The 19,343-nt window shown below is 64.7% G+C and carries 14 protein-coding genes; 1 reads left to right on the top strand and 13 read right to left on the bottom strand.

Annotated features, from left to right (window positions below):
• Window positions 1-21: 21 nt before the first annotated feature.
• Window positions 22-1,422, top strand: a complete 1,401-nt coding sequence (locus tag LUB09_RS08175) for an aminoacyl-tRNA deacylase and HDOD domain-containing protein (RefSeq protein ID WP_231422304.1) — start codon at window positions 22-24, stop codon at window positions 1,420-1,422.
• 130 nt (window positions 1,423-1,552) lie between these two features.
• Here the strand turns inward: LUB09_RS08175 and LUB09_RS08170 are convergent, their stop codons facing one another.
• The 13 genes from LUB09_RS08170 to tagH all read right to left on the bottom strand — a co-directional run bounded on the left by LUB09_RS08170 (window position 1,553) and on the right by tagH (window position 19,009).
• A complete protein-coding gene (locus tag LUB09_RS08170; protein WP_003195530.1) occupies window positions 1,553-1,927 on the bottom strand; it encodes a hypothetical protein in 375 nt (124 codons plus the stop codon).
• 124 nt (window positions 1,928-2,051) lie between these two features.
• Window positions 2,052-2,981: a type VI secretion system-associated lipoprotein TagQ gene (gene tagQ, locus LUB09_RS08165; RefSeq protein WP_231422303.1), complete on the bottom strand. Its 930-nt coding sequence runs from the start codon at window positions 2,979-2,981 to the stop codon at window positions 2,052-2,054.
• 83 nt (window positions 2,982-3,064) lie between these two features.
• Window positions 3,065-4,777 (bottom strand): formylglycine-generating enzyme family protein, encoded by a 1,713-nt coding sequence (locus tag LUB09_RS08160; protein WP_231422302.1) that lies wholly within the window; start codon window positions 4,775-4,777, stop codon window positions 3,065-3,067.
• Window positions 4,770-5,954: an ABC transporter permease gene (locus tag LUB09_RS08155; RefSeq protein ID WP_231422301.1), complete on the bottom strand. Its 1,185-nt coding sequence runs from the start codon at window positions 5,952-5,954 to the stop codon at window positions 4,770-4,772. Before LUB09_RS08155 ends, LUB09_RS08160 begins: the two co-directional genes overlap by 8 nt.
• Complete coding sequence (locus LUB09_RS08150; protein ID WP_231422300.1) at window positions 5,954-6,658, bottom strand: ABC transporter ATP-binding protein; 705 nt, start codon at window positions 6,656-6,658, stop codon at window positions 5,954-5,956. Before LUB09_RS08150 ends, LUB09_RS08155 begins: the two co-directional genes overlap by 1 nt.
• Window positions 6,658-9,630, bottom strand: coding sequence for a serine/threonine-protein kinase (locus LUB09_RS08145; RefSeq protein WP_231422299.1), 2,973 nt, complete (start codon window positions 9,628-9,630; stop codon window positions 6,658-6,660). The genes LUB09_RS08150 and LUB09_RS08145 overlap by 1 nt, the downstream gene beginning before the upstream one ends.
• Window positions 9,627-10,346 (bottom strand): PP2C family protein-serine/threonine phosphatase, encoded by a 720-nt coding sequence (locus tag LUB09_RS08140; RefSeq protein ID WP_231422298.1) that lies wholly within the window; start codon window positions 10,344-10,346, stop codon window positions 9,627-9,629. The genes LUB09_RS08145 and LUB09_RS08140 overlap by 4 nt, the downstream gene beginning before the upstream one ends.
• A 12-nt stretch (window positions 10,347-10,358) precedes the next feature.
• Window positions 10,359-11,000: a type VI secretion system-associated protein TagF gene (tagF, locus tag LUB09_RS08135; RefSeq protein ID WP_231422297.1), complete on the bottom strand. Its 642-nt coding sequence runs from the start codon at window positions 10,998-11,000 to the stop codon at window positions 10,359-10,361.
• A complete protein-coding gene (gene tssM, locus LUB09_RS08130; RefSeq protein ID WP_231422296.1) occupies window positions 10,997-14,497 on the bottom strand; it encodes a type VI secretion system membrane subunit TssM in 3,501 nt (1,166 codons plus the stop codon). The genes tagF and tssM overlap by 4 nt, the downstream gene beginning before the upstream one ends.
• Complete coding sequence (locus LUB09_RS08125; protein WP_231422295.1) at window positions 14,494-15,783, bottom strand: DotU family type VI secretion system protein; 1,290 nt, start codon at window positions 15,781-15,783, stop codon at window positions 14,494-14,496. Before LUB09_RS08125 ends, tssM begins: the two co-directional genes overlap by 4 nt.
• A gap of 6 nt (window positions 15,784-15,789) precedes the next feature.
• Entirely contained in the window at window positions 15,790-17,124 is a 1,335-nt protein-coding gene (gene tssK / locus LUB09_RS08120; RefSeq protein ID WP_231422294.1) for a type VI secretion system baseplate subunit TssK, read from the bottom strand.
• A gap of 18 nt (window positions 17,125-17,142) precedes the next feature.
• Window positions 17,143-17,652, bottom strand: coding sequence for a type VI secretion system lipoprotein TssJ (gene tssJ, locus LUB09_RS08115; RefSeq protein WP_231422293.1), 510 nt, complete (start codon window positions 17,650-17,652; stop codon window positions 17,143-17,145).
• Between the two features lie 55 nt (window positions 17,653-17,707).
• Window positions 17,708-19,009 (bottom strand): type VI secretion system-associated FHA domain protein TagH, encoded by a 1,302-nt coding sequence (tagH, locus tag LUB09_RS08110; RefSeq protein WP_231422292.1) that lies wholly within the window; start codon window positions 19,007-19,009, stop codon window positions 17,708-17,710.
• Window positions 19,010-19,343: the final 334 nt, after the last annotated feature.

Genomic DNA, 19,343 nt, shown 5'->3' with positions numbered 1-19,343 from the left:
TGTACGAATTTGGATCAGGCCATGTCAGAAGTCGCCCTCGCCTCCGCCCCACTGACCGCCCCGTCGGTTATTCAGGCGCTGCTCGCAAAACTCGCCATCCCCTACACGGAAGTCGCCGAACACGCGGGCCTGAACCCAGCGCGAAAGGTCCAGGCAGTCTTGTTGGAAGACGCGGTAGGCGCCCTGATGGTGCTGTTCCCCCAGAACCAGTTGCTCGACCTCAACCGCCTCGCCGAACTCACCGGCCGGCGCCTTACGGCCGTAGCGCCGGACCGCGTCAAACGCATGCTCAGCAAACACGACCTGAACCTGCTGCCGGGCCTGCCGCCACTGACCAGTTCGCCGTGCCTGTATGAAGGCAGCCTGCTGAATGAGCCCAGCCTGCTGGTGCATTCGGGCGAAGCCGGTCTGCTGCTGGACATCCCCACCGACGCCTTCAAGACCCTGCTGACCAAAGCCAGCGCCGCGCAGTTCGGCGAGCCGCTGCGCAATATCCGTCCCAACCTCGACCGCCCCAATGACGACCGCGAGGAAATCACCCAGGCGATGCAGGCGTTCACCGCCCGCCGTATCCAGCAACGCCTGGAAGCGACCATCGAAATCCCGCCGCTGGCCGACACCGCGCAGAAGATCATCAAGCTGCGTGTCGACCCCAATGCAACCATTGATGACATCACCGGCGTAGTCGAAACCGACCCGGCCCTCGCCGCCCAGGTCGTCAGCTGGGCCGCGTCGCCGTACTACGCCTCGCCGGGCAAGATTCGCTCGGTGGAAGACGCCATCGTGCGCGTGCTGGGCTTTGACCTGGTGATCAACCTGGCGCTGGGCCTGGCCCTGGGCAAGACCCTCAGCCTGCCCAAGGACAACCCACACCAGGCCACGCCGTACTGGCACCAGTCGATCTACACCGCCGCCGTCATCGAAGGCCTGACCCGCGCCATGCCGCGCGCCCAGCGACCGGAAGCCGGCCTGACGTATCTGGCCGGCCTGCTGCACAACTTCGGTTACCTGCTGCTGGCGCACGTGTTCCCGCCGCATTTCTCACTGATCTGCCGGCACCTGGAAGTCAACCCGCACCTATGCCACAGCTATGTGGAGCAACACTTGCTGGGCATCAGCCGCGAACAGATCGGCGCTTGGCTGATGCGCTTCTGGGACATGCCGGACGAACTGTCCACCGCGCTGCGCTTCCAGCACGATCCAGCCTATGACGGTCAGTACGCCGAATACCCGAACCTGGTGTGCCTGGCCGTGCGCCTGCTGCGCAGCCGGGGCGTAGGCTCCGGGCCGGATGAGGCGATTCCGGATGCGCTGCTGGCACGGCTCGGGCTGAGCCGCGAAAAGGCGGAAGAGGTGGTGGGCAAGGTGCTGGATGCCGAGGTGCTGCTGCGCGAACTGGCGTCCCAGTTCAGCCAGGGATAACTCTGACGACTGTCAGACAGCTATCGCAGGCAAGCCAGCTCCTACAGTCAACCGGGTTCCAACTTTGGAATGCGGTCCCCTGTGGGAGCTGGCTTGCCTGCGATGAACTCAACTCGGTCTATCCAAAGCCCTACTTCTTTTTCTTCGGCTTCAAATACTTGGTCAGCCCCTGAAACCAGATCACCAGCGCCGGGTTGCCCTTGATCTGGATCGACTTGTCCTGAATCCCCGTCATGAACGCCAGTTGCTTGTTCTTTGCCTGCATCGTGGCGAAGCCGTAGGCGGCATCCTTGAACGCAATCGCAAACGCCGGCGCGGGGTGCACGCCCGAGCGGCTGGTGATGCGCTGGTCTTTGACGATGAAGTGACGGGCAACCTTGCCGTCGAGGGTTTGCAACTGGAAGGCCAGGTCTTTATCGCCCAGCTGTTGCTGGAAGGCAGGATTGGTGCGGCTGGCTTTGCCCATCATCAGGCCCAGCACCCACAACAGAAGACGAAATTTCATGCACACGGCCTCGGTGTAATTATTGAGTGGCCGCAGCAGTTTAACGAATTGCCAAAAGAACGCCACCGATCTGCCGCAATAGCGGAAGATCGGCTGGCGTTTGACGCTTATAGCAGCATGTTGCTTAAACAGCCGGGCAAGGCACTGGTGCCCAATCGGCCAGGTTCGGATCGCGGCATGTGCCTTCAATCTGGGTTTTACCGGCGTTGGCCACCTGCTTGCTTTCAGCCTGCTTGGTCTGCACGGACTGGATGCTCTTCTCGGTGGTCACGGCTTCCTTCGGCACCACCGGCAGCGGAGGACGCTTGGTCACGGCTTTGCCGCCGGTTTTTTTCTTGCCTGAGGCCGCCGCAGGGGCCGTCGTATCGGCGGTCGCCACCGTCACCACGTCGTTACGCTGCACTCCCACTTGCTGCAGGTCTTTTTCGTAGGCCTGGGTGTAGTTGTTCAGGTCTTCACTGGCCTTGCCGTTGACCGCAACGATCAGGTCATTGGATTCCTTCAGGCCCGAGACGATTTCCGCCAGGCGCTTGCGGCCTTCGGTGTCGTTGACGGTCTTGGCCTTGCGGTCGGCCACCAGCTTGGTGAATGCGCTCTGGTAGCACTGTTGCGAAGCCTTGGCATAGGCGGTGCTGCGGTCGATGTCGGCGGCGCTTTTGTTGAAGTCGGTCGAGTACGACGCGATGCGCTGGTTGTCATCGCTGATCTGCTTCTGGCGCTCGGTGTAGTAACCCGCTGCGCCCCCGGCCAGGGCGCCACCCGCTGCGCCGATGGCGGCGTTACGACCACGCTTTTCCTTGTCGCCGGTCAGGGCGCCCAGCAGTGCACCGCCGGCGGCGCCGATGGCTGCACCGGTAACGACTGACCGCGTCATATTCGAGTCGGTGGCACGCAAGTGCTGCACCGGCTCGTAGCAGTTGGGGTAGTACTCGACCTTGGTGGTGGACGCGACTTTGCCGGCCGGCGACGTGGCGCAACCGGTGAGGACTGTGCTGAAACCGGCCGCGATCAGCAGCAGGTGACGCTTGGAGACCGCCTTACGGGAAAAAAGCATAGGTTGTGTTCTCTTTTAAGTTTGACATGCCCAGCACGGCCCAACGCCGTCTGAGTCCCTTCCAAGCTCGCGGCAACCAACGGTCAAGACCGCTGACCGCTCGCTGCGAGCAATTCCTTCAAGATCGTCGCCGGATCGGCCCGCTGTTGCTTGCGGTAGTTGCCGACATGGCGAACGAACAGTGTCGCGCGCGTCACCAGGCTCTTGCCGAGCACTGGCTTGCGATCCAACTCTTCCTTGATCCGTTGAAACTGCGCCTGGATCACCGCATCGGTGTAGCGCGTGCCGGTCGCCAGGTTATCGATGTAGATCGCCACCGCGCCGTCGAGGGCGCTGCGGCCGTTGGTGATCGCCATGGCCAACAGCTCGGCGCTGGCGGTGTCCTTGTTGTCCAGCGCCTGCTGACGGCTCTTCTGCAGGTTGGCCAGGCGGATGTTGTAGTTGCCGATGGTCTCGGCCACCAGCGCCGCCGACTGAATCAGGTTGCCCGCCGCTTCCTCGCGTTGCTGGGCGATCAGCGAGACGTTGCGCTTGAGCTCTTCATTGACCAGCCCCAGCTCGGCTTGCAGCTTGGGATCGACGCTGGTGGCGATGATGCTGTCCAGGCGCTTGGTCGGGTCCTGGGCGTCGTCGATGGCGTCGGTCAGCGAAGCCAGTCGGCCTTCTTTCTGCCACTGCGCAAACAGTTCCTTGTAGCGAGAACGCGGCGCCGACAGCGCGCCAATCGCCACGCGAAAACCCGTGGTCTCGTTGCTTTGCTCGGTGCCGTCGGCGGCAAACAGCGGGTATTCGCGGCGCATGCCGGTAAACAGCGTGCCCTCGCCTTCCAGGTAGTTGCCGCCCTTGACCACAAAGCCGCCATAGGTACCTTGGCGGCGGCCGGCGTGCACCAGTTGGAAGGATTCCTGGACCATTTCTGCCGCGTTGCCGATCACATCGAACAGACCGATGGGGTTGGGCAACTTTGTGCCGATGGGCATCAGCCGCGCAGCCTGGCCGGTGCCGCCGGCAACCTGATTGAACACCGCCCAATCGGCCAGCGGGCCATCGCTTTCGCTGCCTTCCAGGCGACGCGGAAACAGCCGCCCTTCCAGGTCCTGGCGACTCACCGCCTGGCCACCGCGTGCGGCGAACTCCCATTCCACTTCGGTCGGCAGCCGCACAAAGCCCAGGCCGCCGTCCTCGGCGGAGGTGCCGCGACCGCTCACCGGCAGCAGGTCTCGGTGGTATTTCATCAGCCAGGCGCTGTACACTGCCGAGAAGCGCTCGGCCTCAAAGCGCGACAGCTTCACCTTGGGCAAACGCCCGGCCATGCCGCTGGGCGCATCGCACGCAGGCGCCGGCTCGCCACTGGCCAGGGACTGCGCCTGGGCCATGACCTGGGCGTATTGGCGCGCGGTCACTTCGTACTTGCCGATGAAGTAGAGCATCGGCTTGAGCGGGGTCTTGGCGTCGGTCTTGGGCATCAAGGGCGCGATGACCTTGTTCCAACCCTGCGGCAAATCCTTGAGGGTGAACTGGCCGTTGATGAAGTCGCGGCGGTAGCCGGAGATAAACGACTGCTGGTAGCCGGCCTCGCCTTCGGCAAAGGGATAGCCGAGGCTGATCTCGCGGTCGTCCAGGGTGCCCTGGGCCAGCACGTAGGCGTAGCGGAACACCATGTTGCCGTCGCAGGGCAGCGGCAGGCTGACGTCGTCCGGCAACGGTTTTGGATTGTCGAGCTTGTCGCTTGCCTCATCGGCCCAGGCCAGCGAGGCCAGGCTCAGCGCCACGCAGGCGCCCAGTAACTTATACATCTCTGATTCCTTCAGAAGCCTGGATACGTGCCACTCGCCAACCGCCACAGGCCGCCGCCACGGCGCTTACGCCGAGCACGGCCACCAGTGCCAAGCCGTAATGCCGCGCCAGCAAGTAGCTGGCATGCTCGCCCGGCACCTGCACGAACAACCGATTCAAACCTGTCTCGGCCAGGCCATACAGCCCGGCACTGAGTACGGCGGCAATGCCTGCGCTGTACAGCGCCTGCACCATCACAAACAACAACAGCGCGGCGGTGGAAAACCCCAACAGGCGCAGTACCGACAGTTCGCGCCGCTTACGCGCCACCGCCGCCAACGCACCGGCAAGAATCGCCGCAAACGCACCCGCCAGGGCCAACCCGGCGATGATCCAGAATACGATCGACAGGTTGCGGCTTAACGACTGCACCTGGGCAATGGTGTTCGCCTGTGTCGATACCAACAGGTTCTGCCCGGCGAAATACACCCGCAGCGACTCCACATCGGCGAGGCTGCGCGCGTACAGGCGGAACGCCGGATACACCCGCTGCTCGACTGCACTCACCTCATCACCCGGCCAACCCAATGCCGGCACCGCGCGGCCATCGCGGTAATCTTCCGCCGCTTCGAGCAAGGTCAGGTCGGCGAACAGACCGTCACGGGTGAATGCCTCCAGCGGCAACACCGCCAGCACCTGCACCCGTGTGCGCTGTTCTTCCACACGCCCCGCTACCTGACGTGCGAAGCGAGTTTCCAACAGATCCCCCGGCCGCGCCGCGAGCCTTTCGGCAGCGGTATGGCTCAACACGATCTGGCCCACACCTTTCGGGATTGGCAAACCATCCAACAATGGATCACCCGCTGCGGTCGGCAGCATTTCCAGCACCAGCGCGCCCACCTGCGCCGTCGCCGCAATCTGCCGCGTACGCGGGATGGCAAATGAAACATCGGGGCGCTGGCCGAGTTGCTCGATCAATGCGCTGCTGAATCGACCGCCACCCAGCGGAATAATTTCACGGGTGGAGGGGTCCGTCTCCAGGCGTTCGGTCAAACTGCTGACCAGTCCAAATTTCAGGCCGAACAACACGAGCAACGGCGCGATCACCGCCACCAGCGCCAGCACTGAACAGGCCGACAGCCAGGCGTCCCTGCGGTAGTCCTGCCAGGCGAGCGAGGCCACCAGAGCGATGCGCATCAGCAGGCCTCCCCGAGGGTTGCGGTGACGCCGCCATCGGCATCGCGCCGGCAACTGATGCGCCGCACCGGCAAGCCGCTGGCGCGGGCCAGCGGTTCGTCATGGGTGGCGATCACGCAGGCGGCGCGCTGTTCACGGGCCCGGTCCAGCAGCGCCTGCATCACCCGCTCGGCGTTCAGCGGGTCGAGCGAAGCGGTCGGCTCGTCCGCCAGCACCAATTGCGGCGCATGGGCCAGGGCGCGGGCGCAGCTCACCCGTTGGCGCTGGCCCACCGACAGCGCGGCCGGCGGCTTGCCCATCTGGTCGCTGATGCCCAGTTGCTCGGCCAACCGCGCCACGCTGCCGTCGTCCTCGAGCCCCAGCAGTTGCCGGGGCAAGGCGATATTGCCGCGCACATCGAGAAACCCGAGCAGGCCGCCGGTTTGCAGCACATAGCCCAGGTGACGGCTGCGCAGCGCGGCCAGTGCCGATTGCCGATCGGCGCGCCACAACCCGCCGATGTCCTGTTGATAAAATTGAAACTGGCCCACCTGGTCCGGCGCCAGCACCAGCGCCAGCAGGTCCAGCAAGGTGCTTTTGCCACAGCCACTGGGGCCCACAATCGCCACCTGCTCACCGGCGCGCAACGCCAGCGCCGGAATCAACAGGCTGTAGCGCTGGCTGCCGACGCCCCGGCTCTTGTGCACCGCGCAAAGGTTCAACATCACGGCAGCGTCGACAAAGGCACGCGGTACAACGCGTCGCCCGGCTCGGCATCGCCGAATCGAACCCAGTTCGCCACGTCATTGTGGAAGGTTTCGTAGAGGCGGATTTTCGAATCCAGCTCGTCGATAAAGTCTTCCTGCTCGGCCACGCTCAACGACAACCACAGGTCCTGAGTCATGTTCAGCGACTTGCTGCGATACGGCAGGCCCTCAAGGTATTCACCCAGAATGCCGCCGTCGGCCAGGTTGCCGCCCTTGCGCAAGGCTTGCGGGTCGCGGCTCATGTAGGCCGAAGCACTGGCGATTTCCTGGAAGAAGTCCCTGGGCGAGGTTTGGGTCTTGCGTGCGGCATCGACGATCAGTTTCAGCGACTGCTGCAAGTCGTTGAGCTGCAACTTGGTCAGCATCACGCACACCTGGAACGCCGGCAGCGCCGGGTTGGTGAGGTCACGGTCGGCGGTCCAGGCGCTCACCAGTTGCGGTGCCTGGCTCGCGGCCTTGCGGCCAAGGAAATCCATGTGCATCGCATAACCGACCGCTGCCGACTTGTCCGCCAGACTCGGCGCAGCGCTCAACAACGGCACCGGCTGCGGCGTGTTGCTGCGCACTTGGTGCACCAGGTTGGCGAACACCGTGCCGATCTCATCGACCCGCTCGCCCAGTTTGCGCACATCACCACCGGGCACCGGCGTATACAGGTCGCCGATCTGCGGGTTGGCGTCGGCTGTAAGGATGCGGTACTGGCTCTCGGCACCGGCATGGGTTTTCTTGCCAACATCGGTGCGCAGGTGCAGGGCGTAGACCTTGATCTGCTTGCCCAACGCGGCCTGGCGCACTTCGGCTTCGTTCATCTGGGTGGCGGCGAACGGATCGTTCTTGCGCAGCGCGCCCGCATCGGTCACCAGCAGGATGATGCGCCCGCCGTAACCGGACCAGTCCATGCCTTCCACTGCCTGCATCACCCCGGCAAACGCGTCTTCGTTGAACGAATGGCTCGACACAGTGGAGGCCTTGACCTGGCGCGCCATGTCGAGAAACCGCTGCGGGTCGCGGCCCTGATCGAGGCTGATCAGGGTCTTGGCCACGTATTCCAGGCCAGGGGTTTTCTTGATGCTGTTGCGAAAGCCCACCAGGCCAAAGCTGACGCTGTCCAGCTCGCCGCGCTCGGCGATGCGGGTTTGCAACTCGTGCACCACGTCGCGAATCTGGTCGATGTAGGGCTGCATCGACACGGTCGTATCCACCACCATCACCACCGCGGTGCGGAAAGCATCGGCCTTGATTGCAGGCGCGGCGGGCCTCGCCACGGCGCTGCTGCCGGGGTCGATGGACGCCACGTTGAGCAACTGCACCGGCTGGCCGTTTTCGTCGAAGCTCTCTTTGGAATCGAAGATCGGTAACAGGTAGAACTGGTTCTGCGGCACGGCGCTGGCGGCCGGTTCAAGAGCCAGCACCTGTTGATTGTCGTCGCTGTTTTTCTGCGCCCTGGCCAGTGCATTTTTCGCGGCGGACGGGTCCGCCAGCAGCTTTTCCACCTCGCCGGGCTGGCGCAGGAACATCACCGGCGCACGGCCCGAACGTTCGGTGAACTTGAGCACCAGGCTCTGTTTCCAGTCGCTGACCTGGGAGGCCGGCAACCAACCGTCGCTGCGTCCATCGGTGGCGGCGCCAACGCGCACCCAGGGCTGGCCGCCGGCCGTCTTGCGCTGGTACACGTAGAGCACGGAGAATGCCGGGAGCGCCTTGCCGGACGCACCGCCGGCGTCGCTTGCAAGCGTTGCCCCGGGCTTGCTGAGCACGCGCTGGAACAGGGTTTTCTTGCCGGCCATCAACAGCGGGCGCTGGCCGCCATCCACCTCGGCCACCGCCGCAGGTGCCGTGACGGCCTCGGGCACTGCGGCCGCTGGCGGCGTAGCCGGCTCATCGTTGCCGCTCAACCACCAGAAGCTCGCGCCGCCAATGGCCAGCGCCACGGCAACCGCCACGGCGGCCAGGGCCAACACCGGCCCACGGCGCTGCTCGGACACCGCGCGATGCTGGGTCGGCGTCACCACCGGCTGACGCACCGCTTGCGGCTGCGGCTTGGCAGTCGGGATCTCGATGGATTCGGGCGTGATGCCCGCCAGGTCGAAACTCATCGGCATCGGCAACGGCCGCACCAGGGTGGCCTCCGGGGAATCCATCGGCAGTTGATCGAGCGCAACCAGCAACGCCGCCGCATCCGCGAACCGCTCGGCCGGGTCCTTGGCCAGCAGCTTGCGCAGCACACCCTGATAACGCCCGTGGTGCACCGGCAATTCCGGCAGCGGTTCGGTGAGGTGCGCCAGCGCCGTGGAGAGTGCGTCGGTGCCGTTGTAGGGCAGCTTGCCAACGAGGATTTCGTAGAGCACTACGCCCAGCGCGTACAGGTCGGCGCGGCCATCGATCTCCTGGCCCCGCGCCTGCTCCGGGCTCATGTAGCTCGGCGTGCCCACGGCAAACCCGGCCTGGGTGAACTGGGTGCGGTCGTCGAGGGACTTGGCGATGCCGAAGTCCGACAATACCGCTGTGCCATCGGCGCGAAACAGGATATTCGCCGGCTTGACGTCGCGGTGCACCAGACCCTGGGCATGGGCATACCCCAGCGCCGAGGCAATCTGGCGGATCAGCGTCACCCCCTGCTCCGGCGTCATGCCGGCGGCGATGCGCTCCTTGAGCGTGCCGTTGGGCAGGTATTCCATGGCCATGTAATACAGCTCACCGACATTGCCGATGTCATGGATGGTCACCGTGTGCGGGTGCGACAGCCGCGCCAGGGTCTTGCCCTCGCGCAGGAAGCGCTCGCAGAAACTCGGGTCGGCCGCCAGTGCCGCCGCCATCACTTTCAGGGCGACCTTGCGCTCCAGCGAACGCTGGGTCGCCAGGTACACGCTGGCCATGGCGCCTTCGCCGATCTCGCCGTCGATGTCGTAACCCGGGATCAGGATGTTCATGCCGATACCTTCACGACGATGGCGGTGATGTTGTCCGGCGCGCCCCGGTTGAGCCCCAGGTGCACCAGGCTGCGCACGATTTCATCGGGTGCGTTGTGGCCGAGTACTTCGCGGATTTCGTGGTCTTCGACGGTCTTGGTCAGGCCGTCGCTGCACAACAGGTAACTGTCGCCGGGAGCGATCAGCAGCTCCACCGCCGCCAGGTTCAACTGGGCCTCCACGCCCACGGCGCGGGTGACGATATTGGCGCGCGGGTGCGTGCGGGCATCGGCTTCGCTGAGCAGGCCGCTGTCCTGCAGGTCCTGCACGTAGCTGTGGTCGCGGGAGATGCTGTCGAGCACGCCGTCGCGCAGGCGATACAGGCGACTGTCGCCGGCCCACAGGCACACGCCGCGCAGGCCACGGGCGGCGAGCAGCACCACGGTGCTGCCCATCAGGCTGACGCCACGGTTGACGGTTTCTTCGCGCACGGCCGTGTTGATGCGGACCAAGTCGTTGCGCAGCGCCGCTGTGTATTCGTCGAGGGACCGGCCCATCGCCACACTGCGCAGGCTGTCGACGATCAGGCTGCTGACATAGTCCCCCGCCGCGTGCCCGCCCATGCCGTCGGCCACCACCCACAGGCGGTTTTCCGGCAGGTCCAGGCACGCGTCTTCATTGACCTGGCGCACCATGCCCACATGGCTTTTGCTCGCGGATTTGTACGTCGACCCCATCTACACCACACCTTATTGTCCGAGCAAAAACTGCGCAAAATCGTCGGTGGCAGGCAAGCCCTGGCACCGTAATAAACCGGGGGCGATCCGCTGCGAACCACGGCCCCACCACAGGCTGGCACCCTCGCAGGCCTGTTCGGCCAGCGCGGCCAGTCGCCCGTGGGGCGAGGCGGCGGCCACCCGTTGCAGGCCGGCGAAACGGCTGCCGACCGCACGCGGTTCGGTCGCCGGCACGCCAAGCCGGTCGAGCCCGGCATTGAAACCTTCGAAGGTGGCGCCGGCATCCAGGGTGCTCAGCAACAGTTCTTCGGCCTGTTCGAACCAGGCATCCGGCCCACCCACCAGCAAGGCCGGGTTGGTGTCGTGATCGAGCAAGGCCACCACCGCCAGCGGGAAATAGCGCCCCACCCGATCAATGCTGGGCATCACCACACCCGCCGCTGCATCCGGCCCGCACACGCCCGGCGCCAGCACAAAGCGCCACAGCGGGCTCACCAGGTAGACGTTGAGCCAGTCGCCGCCCAGGCTGTTCTGGCTCGCGAGCAGGCCCGCCGCCAGCCAGCTATCCCACGGGCCGACAAAACTCTGGGGCAAGGCGCGGCTGACAAAATCGCCACGGCTGGCCAACTTGCCGTAGAAGCCCAGGGTGGTCATAGCCGCTCCGGCAGGCTGAAGCCACTGAGTACGCGGCTTTTGAACGGGTTGAACGCACTGTTGGCACGCAGTTCGTAGGCGATGCTCGCACCGTCCACCCGCAGGCGCAGGTTGAAACGGTCCGGCGAGTTGCCGGCGGTAAGGTCCGATTGCTCCAGCAGGCGGAACCACGCCCACGGGCCGTCCAGCGTCACACCGGAGCGGCCACTGGCCGACGGCGGCATGATGGAAATGCGCACCACGCCAATGCTGCCGGGGTTCGGCCATTGCATCGCCACCGGGCGACTCGGACCGTGGTCGTAGCTCAATTGCTGGCCGTCGAGGTCGAGCAGGAATTGGGTGATCGTAGGGTCCATCGACACCGGCTTGAGTTCAAAGCGCACGATGGGCTGGGTGCCCCCCGCTCTAAAGAACGCGTCACGAATCGCCGCCGCACGCTGGAAGGTTTGCAGCACGCCCGGGGCAATCCCGAGTTTCTGCGCCGCGCCCGGCTGCCAGCGCCAGGTCTGGCTCGACGTGTCCACATAAGGCTGCAGGTACTTGCGAAAGTAGTTGTCCATCACCCCGCCCACGCCGAAGAACTGGCCGAAGTCATCCAGGGTCGCGTCGCGCGCGCTGCCCGGCGACATCGGATAGCGCCCGGCCAACGACTGGCGGTACACATTGACCACTTCGCTGGCCCAGGCCGCGTTCAGTTGATTACGCACCCCACCCATCATGCTGTTGGTAGTGGAGTTGACCACCGACTTGACCATGCCCTGCACCAGCGGCGGCTGGCGTTCGGCATTCAGGCTGACCCGCGTGGCCGCAGCAGCGGCCTGGTTTTTGGCCTCGCCGAGCAGCGCATCGCCGCTGGCGCCGACCATCGCACTGACCTGCACATACAGCGCGTTCATGTCCGCGAGCAGGCCGTCGATGGCAGCGGGTTCGCCTTCGTTCTTGCTGACGATGCTGTTGAGTTCAGCAAAATGCGCGGTTACCGGATCATCCACTGCCGCCGGGGTATTGGCGGTCGGTTGTTCCTGGCCGAGCAGGCTGCCCAGGCGCTCCTTGAGCTTGTCGACGCCGCCTTCCACCGGCACGCCCTTGGCCACCAGTTGACGCTCTTCGGCTTGCAGATCGGTTTCCCTGGCCACCGCCACCAGCAGTTTTTTCAGTGGCGATGTCGGCCCGGAGATCACCCGCAGCACATCGGCCGCCTGGGCCACGCTGGTGATCGGCACGAAGTCGATGTCCGCGAGCAACGCATCCCACTGGCGCTGGTAATCCTGGAAGTACAGACGGCGCACATCGGCGGCCAGGCTCACCACATTCTGTTGATCGGCCGGTTCATTGCCCAGTACCCATTGCTCTTCCGCCAGGGTGCCGGTCTGGTTGAGGCTGCTCAGCAGGAACGCCTGGCGATAACCCTTGGCGGTAAAAAAGCCGCTCAATGGCTCGCCCAACGGCTTGCCGCTCTTGCGGCTGAACACCAGCGCGGCATCCCGCCCGGCCGCCTCGTTGAGGCGAAAGTCAGGGATGCCGTCGGGCAGTTTCTGGCGCTTGACCCGGTCATACACGCGCTGGGCCACCGGCAGTTGCTGCAACTGGCGACGCAAGTCGTCGATCAGGCGCGGGTCCAGTCGCGCATTCGGCGGATGGCGGTCGAACAGCGCCTGCAAATGCCCGGCCAGCGCCTGGCGCTGATCGGCCGGCAGGTCCCGTGGCAGGTTGCGGTCCCAGTCCAGCGCGATCCAGGCCTTGATGAAGTCCGGATCGTAATGCTCGCTGTCAGCCAGCATCAGGTAGGCCTTGAGGCCTTCGTACAGGAAGTCCGAATTGCCGCCGCCGTGCAGTTGCTCTTCGATGCGCGTCACCAGACGGGGCGCAAACACGGCGATCAACAGCTTGCGGTAGACACTGGCGGATTCGGCTCCGAGCATGTCGCCCTGATACAGCCCCAAGCCTTCGGACCAACTGGGCGAGTCGCCCGCCAGGTTCTTCACCGCATTGAGCAGCGGCAGTACGGCGAGCACGTCACGCTGTGCCGGACTGAGGTTCTGCACGGTCTGGCCCAGGGGCTCGACCTTCTGGTCGACCTGGGCGATATAGGCCTGGTTGGCGCGATAACTCACCCACCACACAGCGCTGACCACAACGACCAGCGCCACGGTGGCCGCGAGAACGCCGCGCGCCAGCCATTTGCGCCGCCGCTCGACCTTCGGGTTCACGCCAACCAGTCCACGCTCGGCAAACGCCACGGCGGTAAAGAGTTTTTCGATGAAGTAGCTGCGCCCGGTGCCGCTCTGACGTGCCAGGTGCTGGCGGTCCAGGTTCATGCTCTGGGCCATCGCACCGATCAGGCGATCGATCGGGCTGCCTTCCTGAGTGCCGCTGGTGAAGTAAACGCCGCGCAACAGCACGCGCTCTTCGAACGCATTGGGCTTGAACACGCCTTCGAGGAAGCTTTGCAGGCAATCCTTCAGCGCACCGAACTGCTGTGGGAAGCCGTAGATCAGGTCGCGCCGCGCCGGGTCGCGCTCCTGTTGCAGGCGCTCCACCAGACGCTCGTTGAGACGCTGTTCCAGGCCGGCAAATTCGCTCTGCAGATGGGCCAGCGGGCTGTCGCTGTTTTTCCCCTCGTCCAGGGCAAAGGTCATGCCCCACACCTGGGCGCGTTCTTCCTTGCTCAGGTTGTCGAAGAACTCCATGAAGCCCGGCACCAGGTCGAGCTTGGTCAGCATCAGGTAGATCGGGAAGCGCACGCCCAACTGGGTGTACAGCTCCTGGATACGCAGACGGATTGCCGCGGCGTGGGCGGCGCGCTCGGCGTCGGTTCCGAGCAGCAAATCCGACAGACTGATGGCGATGAACGCACCGTCGATGGGGCGACGCGAGCGCTGTTTTTTCAGCAGGTCGAGAAAGCCCAGCCAGGCGGCCTTGTCCACCGTCGAGTTGCTGTCCTGGGTGGTGTAGCGGCCGGCGGTGTCGAGCAGTACCGCCTGATCGGTAAACCACCAGTCGCAATTGCGCGTGCCGCCGACCCCACGTACCGCACCGGCGCCGAGCTGGGCGGCCAGCGGAAAATGCAGGCCGGAATTGACCAGCGCGGTGGTCTTGCCCGACCCCGGCGGCCCGATGATCACGTACCACGGCAGCTCGTAGAGGTTGCGCCGCTCATCACCGCCCAGCTTGGCTTTTTTCAGCAACGCCAGGGCTTCGTCCATGCGCTGGCGCAGGGTCGACAATTCTTCGGCAGTGGCCACGCTGTTAGGGTCCGCCGGGGTGTCGGCAGCGAGGCTGCGCAGCACTTCGGCAGCCTGGCGGCGGGCCTGGATGATGCGCCACACGCGGTAGGCGACCCACACCGCAAACACCAGGATGATCAGCGCCCAGCGCCGGCCTTCGGGCACCAGCACGTCGAGCAACGGTCCGACGAACCAGATGATCAGGCTCAGGGCGATCAGGCCCAGCAGCGGGATCACCCAGCGAATCATGAAACTGAAAAACGCCTTCACTCGACGCCCTCCGCCAATACGGTGATTTCAACCCGGCGATTGCGGGCACGGCCTTCTGCGGTCGCGTTGGTCGCCAGCGGTTCGGTGTCACTGCGGCCTTCGGCACTGAAGCGCTCGGCCTGGCCGGTCTTGGCGGCGAGAATCTCCAGCACCGACTTGGCCCGTGCTTCGGACAAGGCCCAGTTGGACGGGAAGCGCAGCGTGGCAATCGGGCGGTTGTCGCTGTGGCCGGTAACACGCACCTGGCCCTTGACCTTGCGGATGGCGTCAGCGATGCGCAGCATCAACGGCTGGTAGTTGTCGACGATACTCGCGCTGGCCGAGGCGAACAGCTCGTCACCCTTGATCGTCACCACGGAGCGGTCGACCTTGTCCTCCACCGCAACGCGACCGGCCTTGATGTCTTCGGCCAGAAAGCCCGCCAGGCGCGGCCGTTCGATGACTTTGGGCTGCGCCACCGGACGGTCGATGGCCTGCACCGGGATCTCGCCCAGGGCGTGGATGTTCTTGAACACTGGCTCTGCGTCCGAGGCCAGCTTCAGGCGCAAGCCGAACAGCAAGGCCAGCAGCAGCGCCAGGCCAATGGCCACGGCGATCCACGGCGGCATGAACTGCGCCAGGCGATCGCGCGCCACGGTCACGCCGCGCCAGTGCGGCGACAGCTCGCGCTCATGCTCGCCACGGGCACTGCGAATCGCTGCGGCGGTGCGCTCACGTAGCGCTTCGAGCTGGCTGCGACCGTCGTTCATCACGCGGTAGCGACCTTCGAAACCCAGACACAGACACAAGTACAGCAGCTCCAGCAGGTACAGGCGTTCCCGTGGGCTTTGCAGGCAATGGTCGAGCAACTGGAAAACCTTTTCGCCGCCCCAGGCTTCGTTGTGCACGGTGATCAGCAAACTCTGTTTGCCCCAGTCGCTGGTGCTGCCCCACGGCGTGCTGAGCACGGCTTCATCGAGGGCGGTGCACAGCGCGTAACGCGCCAGCAGCACTTCGTTGCGCGGGGTGCCGGCGGCTTCAGCGCGCTCTTCGAACTGGCGCAGGTAGGCCAGCAACTGCGCGCGCAGACTGGCCGGCGCCGGGTGGGCGATCGTGTTGCGCAGGCGCGTCAGCAGCGCCAACAGCGGGCCGGCAGCACTTTCCAGTGGGTTGAGGCCCTGGCTTTTACCGGTGAGGATCGGCGCCGCCGGCATTGCCAACGGGGCAGGCTCGGCACGCGCAGGTTCCGGCGCGCGGCCTCCCGGGCGCGGCATGAACTGGGTGCGGTCATCGTCATTGGGATGCATCGCGGTTTATCCTCGAATCGCCCAGAAGGCCAGGTTCAAGCCCGGGAACTGCCCGGCGATATGAAAGGCGAACCCACCGGAATTACCCAGTTGCTGCCAGTGTTCGCTGCCACGGTCCAGCTCGTAGTAGGTGGAGCCTGCGTGGTACGGCAGTTGGCGCGGCGCCACCGGCAGGGGCAGCAGGCCGATGCCCGGCAGTTGCAGGTTGACCAGGTCGCGGATGTGCTCCACCGAACCGACCTTGCTCTGCTGGCCGAAGCGCGCGCGCAGGGTTTCGCCGGGCACATCGGCGCGCACCACGAGGATGAAGCTGGCGCTGTCGAGCAGGGTCTTGTCCGCCAGCATGGCAACATGCACGCCGTAGGCTTTCTCGACAATCGGGATCGGCGTGGCCTTGCTGTCGATCAGCATCGACAGCGCTTCACGCAGCGCCGCCATTACCGGGGCGAAGCTCAGAGCCAGGTCGTCGTGCTGGTAGTGCGGGTATTCCTGGGGACGTCGACCCGAGGTGGCAAAGGTGGAGAATTCACCGGCCAGACTCACCAGTTCGCTGAAGAACCGCTCCGGGTGCAGCGGGCTCAGTTGGGTCAGGTGCTGGATCAGCGGCTGCGCACGGTTGACCAGTTGCAGCAGCATGAAATCGGCAATCTCCGAGGCGCCGCCAGCGCCCGAAGCCACCACGCGTCCGGCCAGGGCTTCGCCGCGCTGGTGCAGCAGGCCGAGCAATTCACTGCGAAACGCGCTCAGCGGTTTGCTGGCGGCCACGTCCAGCACCGGCGGGATGTAGGTGTCGTCGAGCACCAAGGCGCGGTCGGCGCGTTTTTCCTTGATGCGCACCAGGCCCACGGCGGCGTAGTCGCTGATGCCATCTTCGGCGATGAGCAGGCGCAAGGCTCGCGCGCCCACCGCCACGGGTGTGCGGTTTTCGAACGGTGCGTTATCGTCGCGCACTTCGCGCACCTGGCTCACGTAACGCGCTGCTTCCAGCGCTTCGCCCGCCTCCACCGTGTCCCGCGCACCGGCACGCTTGAGCGGCAAGGCCAGGTACACCAGGCCGTCGCGCAGGTTGTCGTCGATGTTCAGCGGGCTTGGCGCCAGGTCATCCTGAGGAATATTGAACGGCGTGCCATCGGGCAACAGGCCCCGCGCCGAGACAATCGCCAGCTTGCCCTGGGCCAGCAGGCCCTGGTCGATCAGCAGCTCGGAAAAGCCCCAGGCGCCGGCAGACAGCGGGCGGCTGCGAGCATCGATCAGGTTCTCGAGGTAACGGTCATGCTGCTGGAAGTGCTGCGTTCCGATGAACATGCCTTCCGACCAGACCACGCGATTGTTCCAGGACATGGGAGCTCCGATGATTTCTTATTGGGCAGGGCTGGAGGGGGGAGCCACGACGTCGGCGCGCACGGCACGTACATCGAGGCTGATCTGGTATTCGGTATTCTGGCGCGGCGGCACGTTGATCACCGTGCGCCATTGCGCGCGGTCCAGTTCGCGATAGCCCACCAGCAGGCAGACCTGGCGCGTGGCGGGGTCGAGGTTGCGCCGGATGCTCAGTTGCTGGCCGGGCTGCACCATCACTTCGTCCTGGTCCAGCAGGTCGAGGCCGAGGGTGGACTGCGCGCGGTCGGCCAGGGCGAAGTAGTCGGAGCGGGCGAAGGTGGCGGCGTTTTTCAGTTCGAAAATGCGCACCCGTACCGGCGCGGCCTGGCCATTGGCGCCGGGGTTGAGCCCGGCAATGGCGTGAAAATGCAACGTGATGGCGGCGCTGTTCGCGTCGGCTTCAGCCGCGCTTTCGGGCCTGGCCGCATCCTTCGCACACGCCGTCAGCAGCAGCGCGGTGGCGGCTGCGAGTAAAAACCTGAAAATCATCCTGTGTCCTCAATGACGTACTTGGCTATCCGTTGAATCCTGGGTCGCGTCGGGGTCAGCGACGCTGTCGTGCGCTGTGCTCCTCGTAGGCCCGGCTGAACTCGCGGCCGAACAGGTCCTGGAAATCTTCCTGGGCCTCGCGGGAAATATTGCTGTAGAGCTCGGTGAACTGCTGCCAGTACTGGGCCTGACGCGAACCATTGAAAAGACTCGACAGCCCGCCGGGCTTGCCCATGCGCTCTTCCAACTGCGCCGGCTCAAAGCGCGCCAGCAAGTGCTTGATCGCCGCTTCCACGCCGGCCATCACCGCCAACTGGTGCGCGCGCAGGTCATCGAAACTCTCGCGCACGGCCACATCCGGCGCCATGAACGCCTGGTTGCCATGACGCAGCAACAGCAGTAACGCTTCGTCGGCATTCGGGGCAAATTTCAACGGATTGTTTTCGGCGGGCTGGATCATGGTCTGCTGCATGCGGAACTCGCCCTTGAGGCTCGCGCGGGCACGCAACACGTCTATCAGGCCTTCGACCATCAGCCGGTAGCTGCGGCCGATGCTCTCCATCTGGGCGCTGGCGGCGGCGTTGTCCAGGCGCAGCGCGTCAAGGCCGGCACCGCGCAGGAAGGCTTGCAGAAGGTCGGGCTGGGGCGGAGTTTCGGCCACGGGGAGCACAGGCTCGACCACAGGTGGCGCCGCGATAATGGGTGCGCGGGGCGGCACATCGCCGAGCAGGTCCCAGTCTTCGGGAATCACTGCAGCCGACGCCCCTGCCGGTTCGACAAGCGGCGCAACGACGGGCGCGGGTGGGCGGAAATCGTGTTGCTCGGACGGCACATGATCGGCCAGGGTCGGCGGTGGTACGGCGGCGGGGGAGAGAAAGTCGAACAGGTCCGGCAGGGTGTCCATCGACGAGGCGCCCTGAAACTGCGGTGCAATCGCAGGCGTGGCCTTGGGCGTGTTCGCGACGGCGCCCATCAGCGACTCGAAGCTGTTCGGCGAGTCACCGGCAAAGGCTTGGCTTTCAATGGCTTGCACATTGAAATCGATGCGCGCCTGGATTTCGTAATCACCAATGCGGATCAACTCGCCGTCCTGTAACGGCTCGCTGTTACCGCGCCGCATACGAATGCCGGCGTTAACCAACTCCACACCATTGGTGCTGTTATCGGTTAAATAATAACGGCCATCCTTGTATTGAATAACGCAATGTTGTGAAGAGACCAGGCGCTCTGGATCGGGCAATACCCAGTCATTTTCCGAACTGCGGCCGATCGCCATCGAGCCCTGATTAATGGACTTTTCGGGGCACTGCCCAGGGGTGATCTTGTGATAACTAGTGATAGTCAAACACAGCGACATCTTGCCTCCTTGCTGATACTTCGCCGCGCAGTCGATTCCCGGGGCAGCGTTTCCCGAGATTCACCTTCAGGTCGCGCAACCGACCTTCGGAACCTGCTTTTGTCAGCATGATCGCTGATCTTAACCGGGCTCTGTGACAAAAATCCTGCGGGGGTGCTTCACTCGACCCGCCAGTCGCGCAAGTTGTTAAACACCGCACATCTGTCACAGAGGGCGAATAGCTTACCTTGACAAGGCGTAACTACTACACCAAAAATGCACAACTTCTTGCATAGATGTGATGTCACATTAGTGGCATTCGATTTATATGACAAAGAAACCATGCAAAGTTCCT

This window comes from Pseudomonas sp. Leaf59, from assembly GCF_920984685.1.
Lineage (GTDB): Bacteria > Pseudomonadota > Gammaproteobacteria > Pseudomonadales > Pseudomonadaceae > Aquipseudomonas.
Note: the sequence above shows the minus strand (reverse complement) of the source record. Positions and strands in the feature narration are given on the sequence as shown.

Coding starts and splice junctions, on each gene's coding strand:
- LUB09_RS08175 (WP_231422304.1), top strand. CDS start 22: ATGTCAGAAGTCGCCCTCGCCTCCGCCCCACTGACCGCCCCGTCGGTT.
- LUB09_RS08170 (WP_003195530.1), bottom strand. CDS start 1,927: ATGAAATTTCGTCTTCTGTTGTGGGTGCTGGGCCTGATGATGGGCAAA.
- tagQ (WP_231422303.1), bottom strand. CDS start 2,981: ATGCTTTTTTCCCGTAAGGCGGTCTCCAAGCGTCACCTGCTGCTGATC.
- LUB09_RS08160 (WP_231422302.1), bottom strand. CDS start 4,777: ATGTATAAGTTACTGGGCGCCTGCGTGGCGCTGAGCCTGGCCTCGCTG.
- LUB09_RS08155 (WP_231422301.1), bottom strand. CDS start 5,954: ATGCGCATCGCTCTGGTGGCCTCGCTCGCCTGGCAGGACTACCGCAGG.
- LUB09_RS08150 (WP_231422300.1), bottom strand. CDS start 6,658: ATGTTGAACCTTTGCGCGGTGCACAAGAGCCGGGGCGTCGGCAGCCAG.
- LUB09_RS08145 (WP_231422299.1), bottom strand. CDS start 9,630: ATGAACATCCTGATCCCGGGTTACGACATCGACGGCGAGATCGGCGAA.
- LUB09_RS08140 (WP_231422298.1), bottom strand. CDS start 10,346: ATGGGGTCGACGTACAAATCCGCGAGCAAAAGCCATGTGGGCATGGTG.
- tagF (WP_231422297.1), bottom strand. CDS start 11,000: ATGACCACCCTGGGCTTCTACGGCAAGTTGGCCAGCCGTGGCGATTTT.
- LUB09_RS08125 (WP_231422295.1), bottom strand. CDS start 15,783: ATGCATCCCAATGACGATGACCGCACCCAGTTCATGCCGCGCCCGGGA.
- tssK (WP_231422294.1), bottom strand. CDS start 17,124: ATGTCCTGGAACAATCGCGTGGTCTGGTCGGAAGGCATGTTCATCGGA.
- tssJ (WP_231422293.1), bottom strand. CDS start 17,652: ATGATTTTCAGGTTTTTACTCGCAGCCGCCACCGCGCTGCTGCTGACG.
- tagH (WP_231422292.1), bottom strand. CDS start 19,009: ATGTCGCTGTGTTTGACTATCACTAGTTATCACAAGATCACCCCTGGG.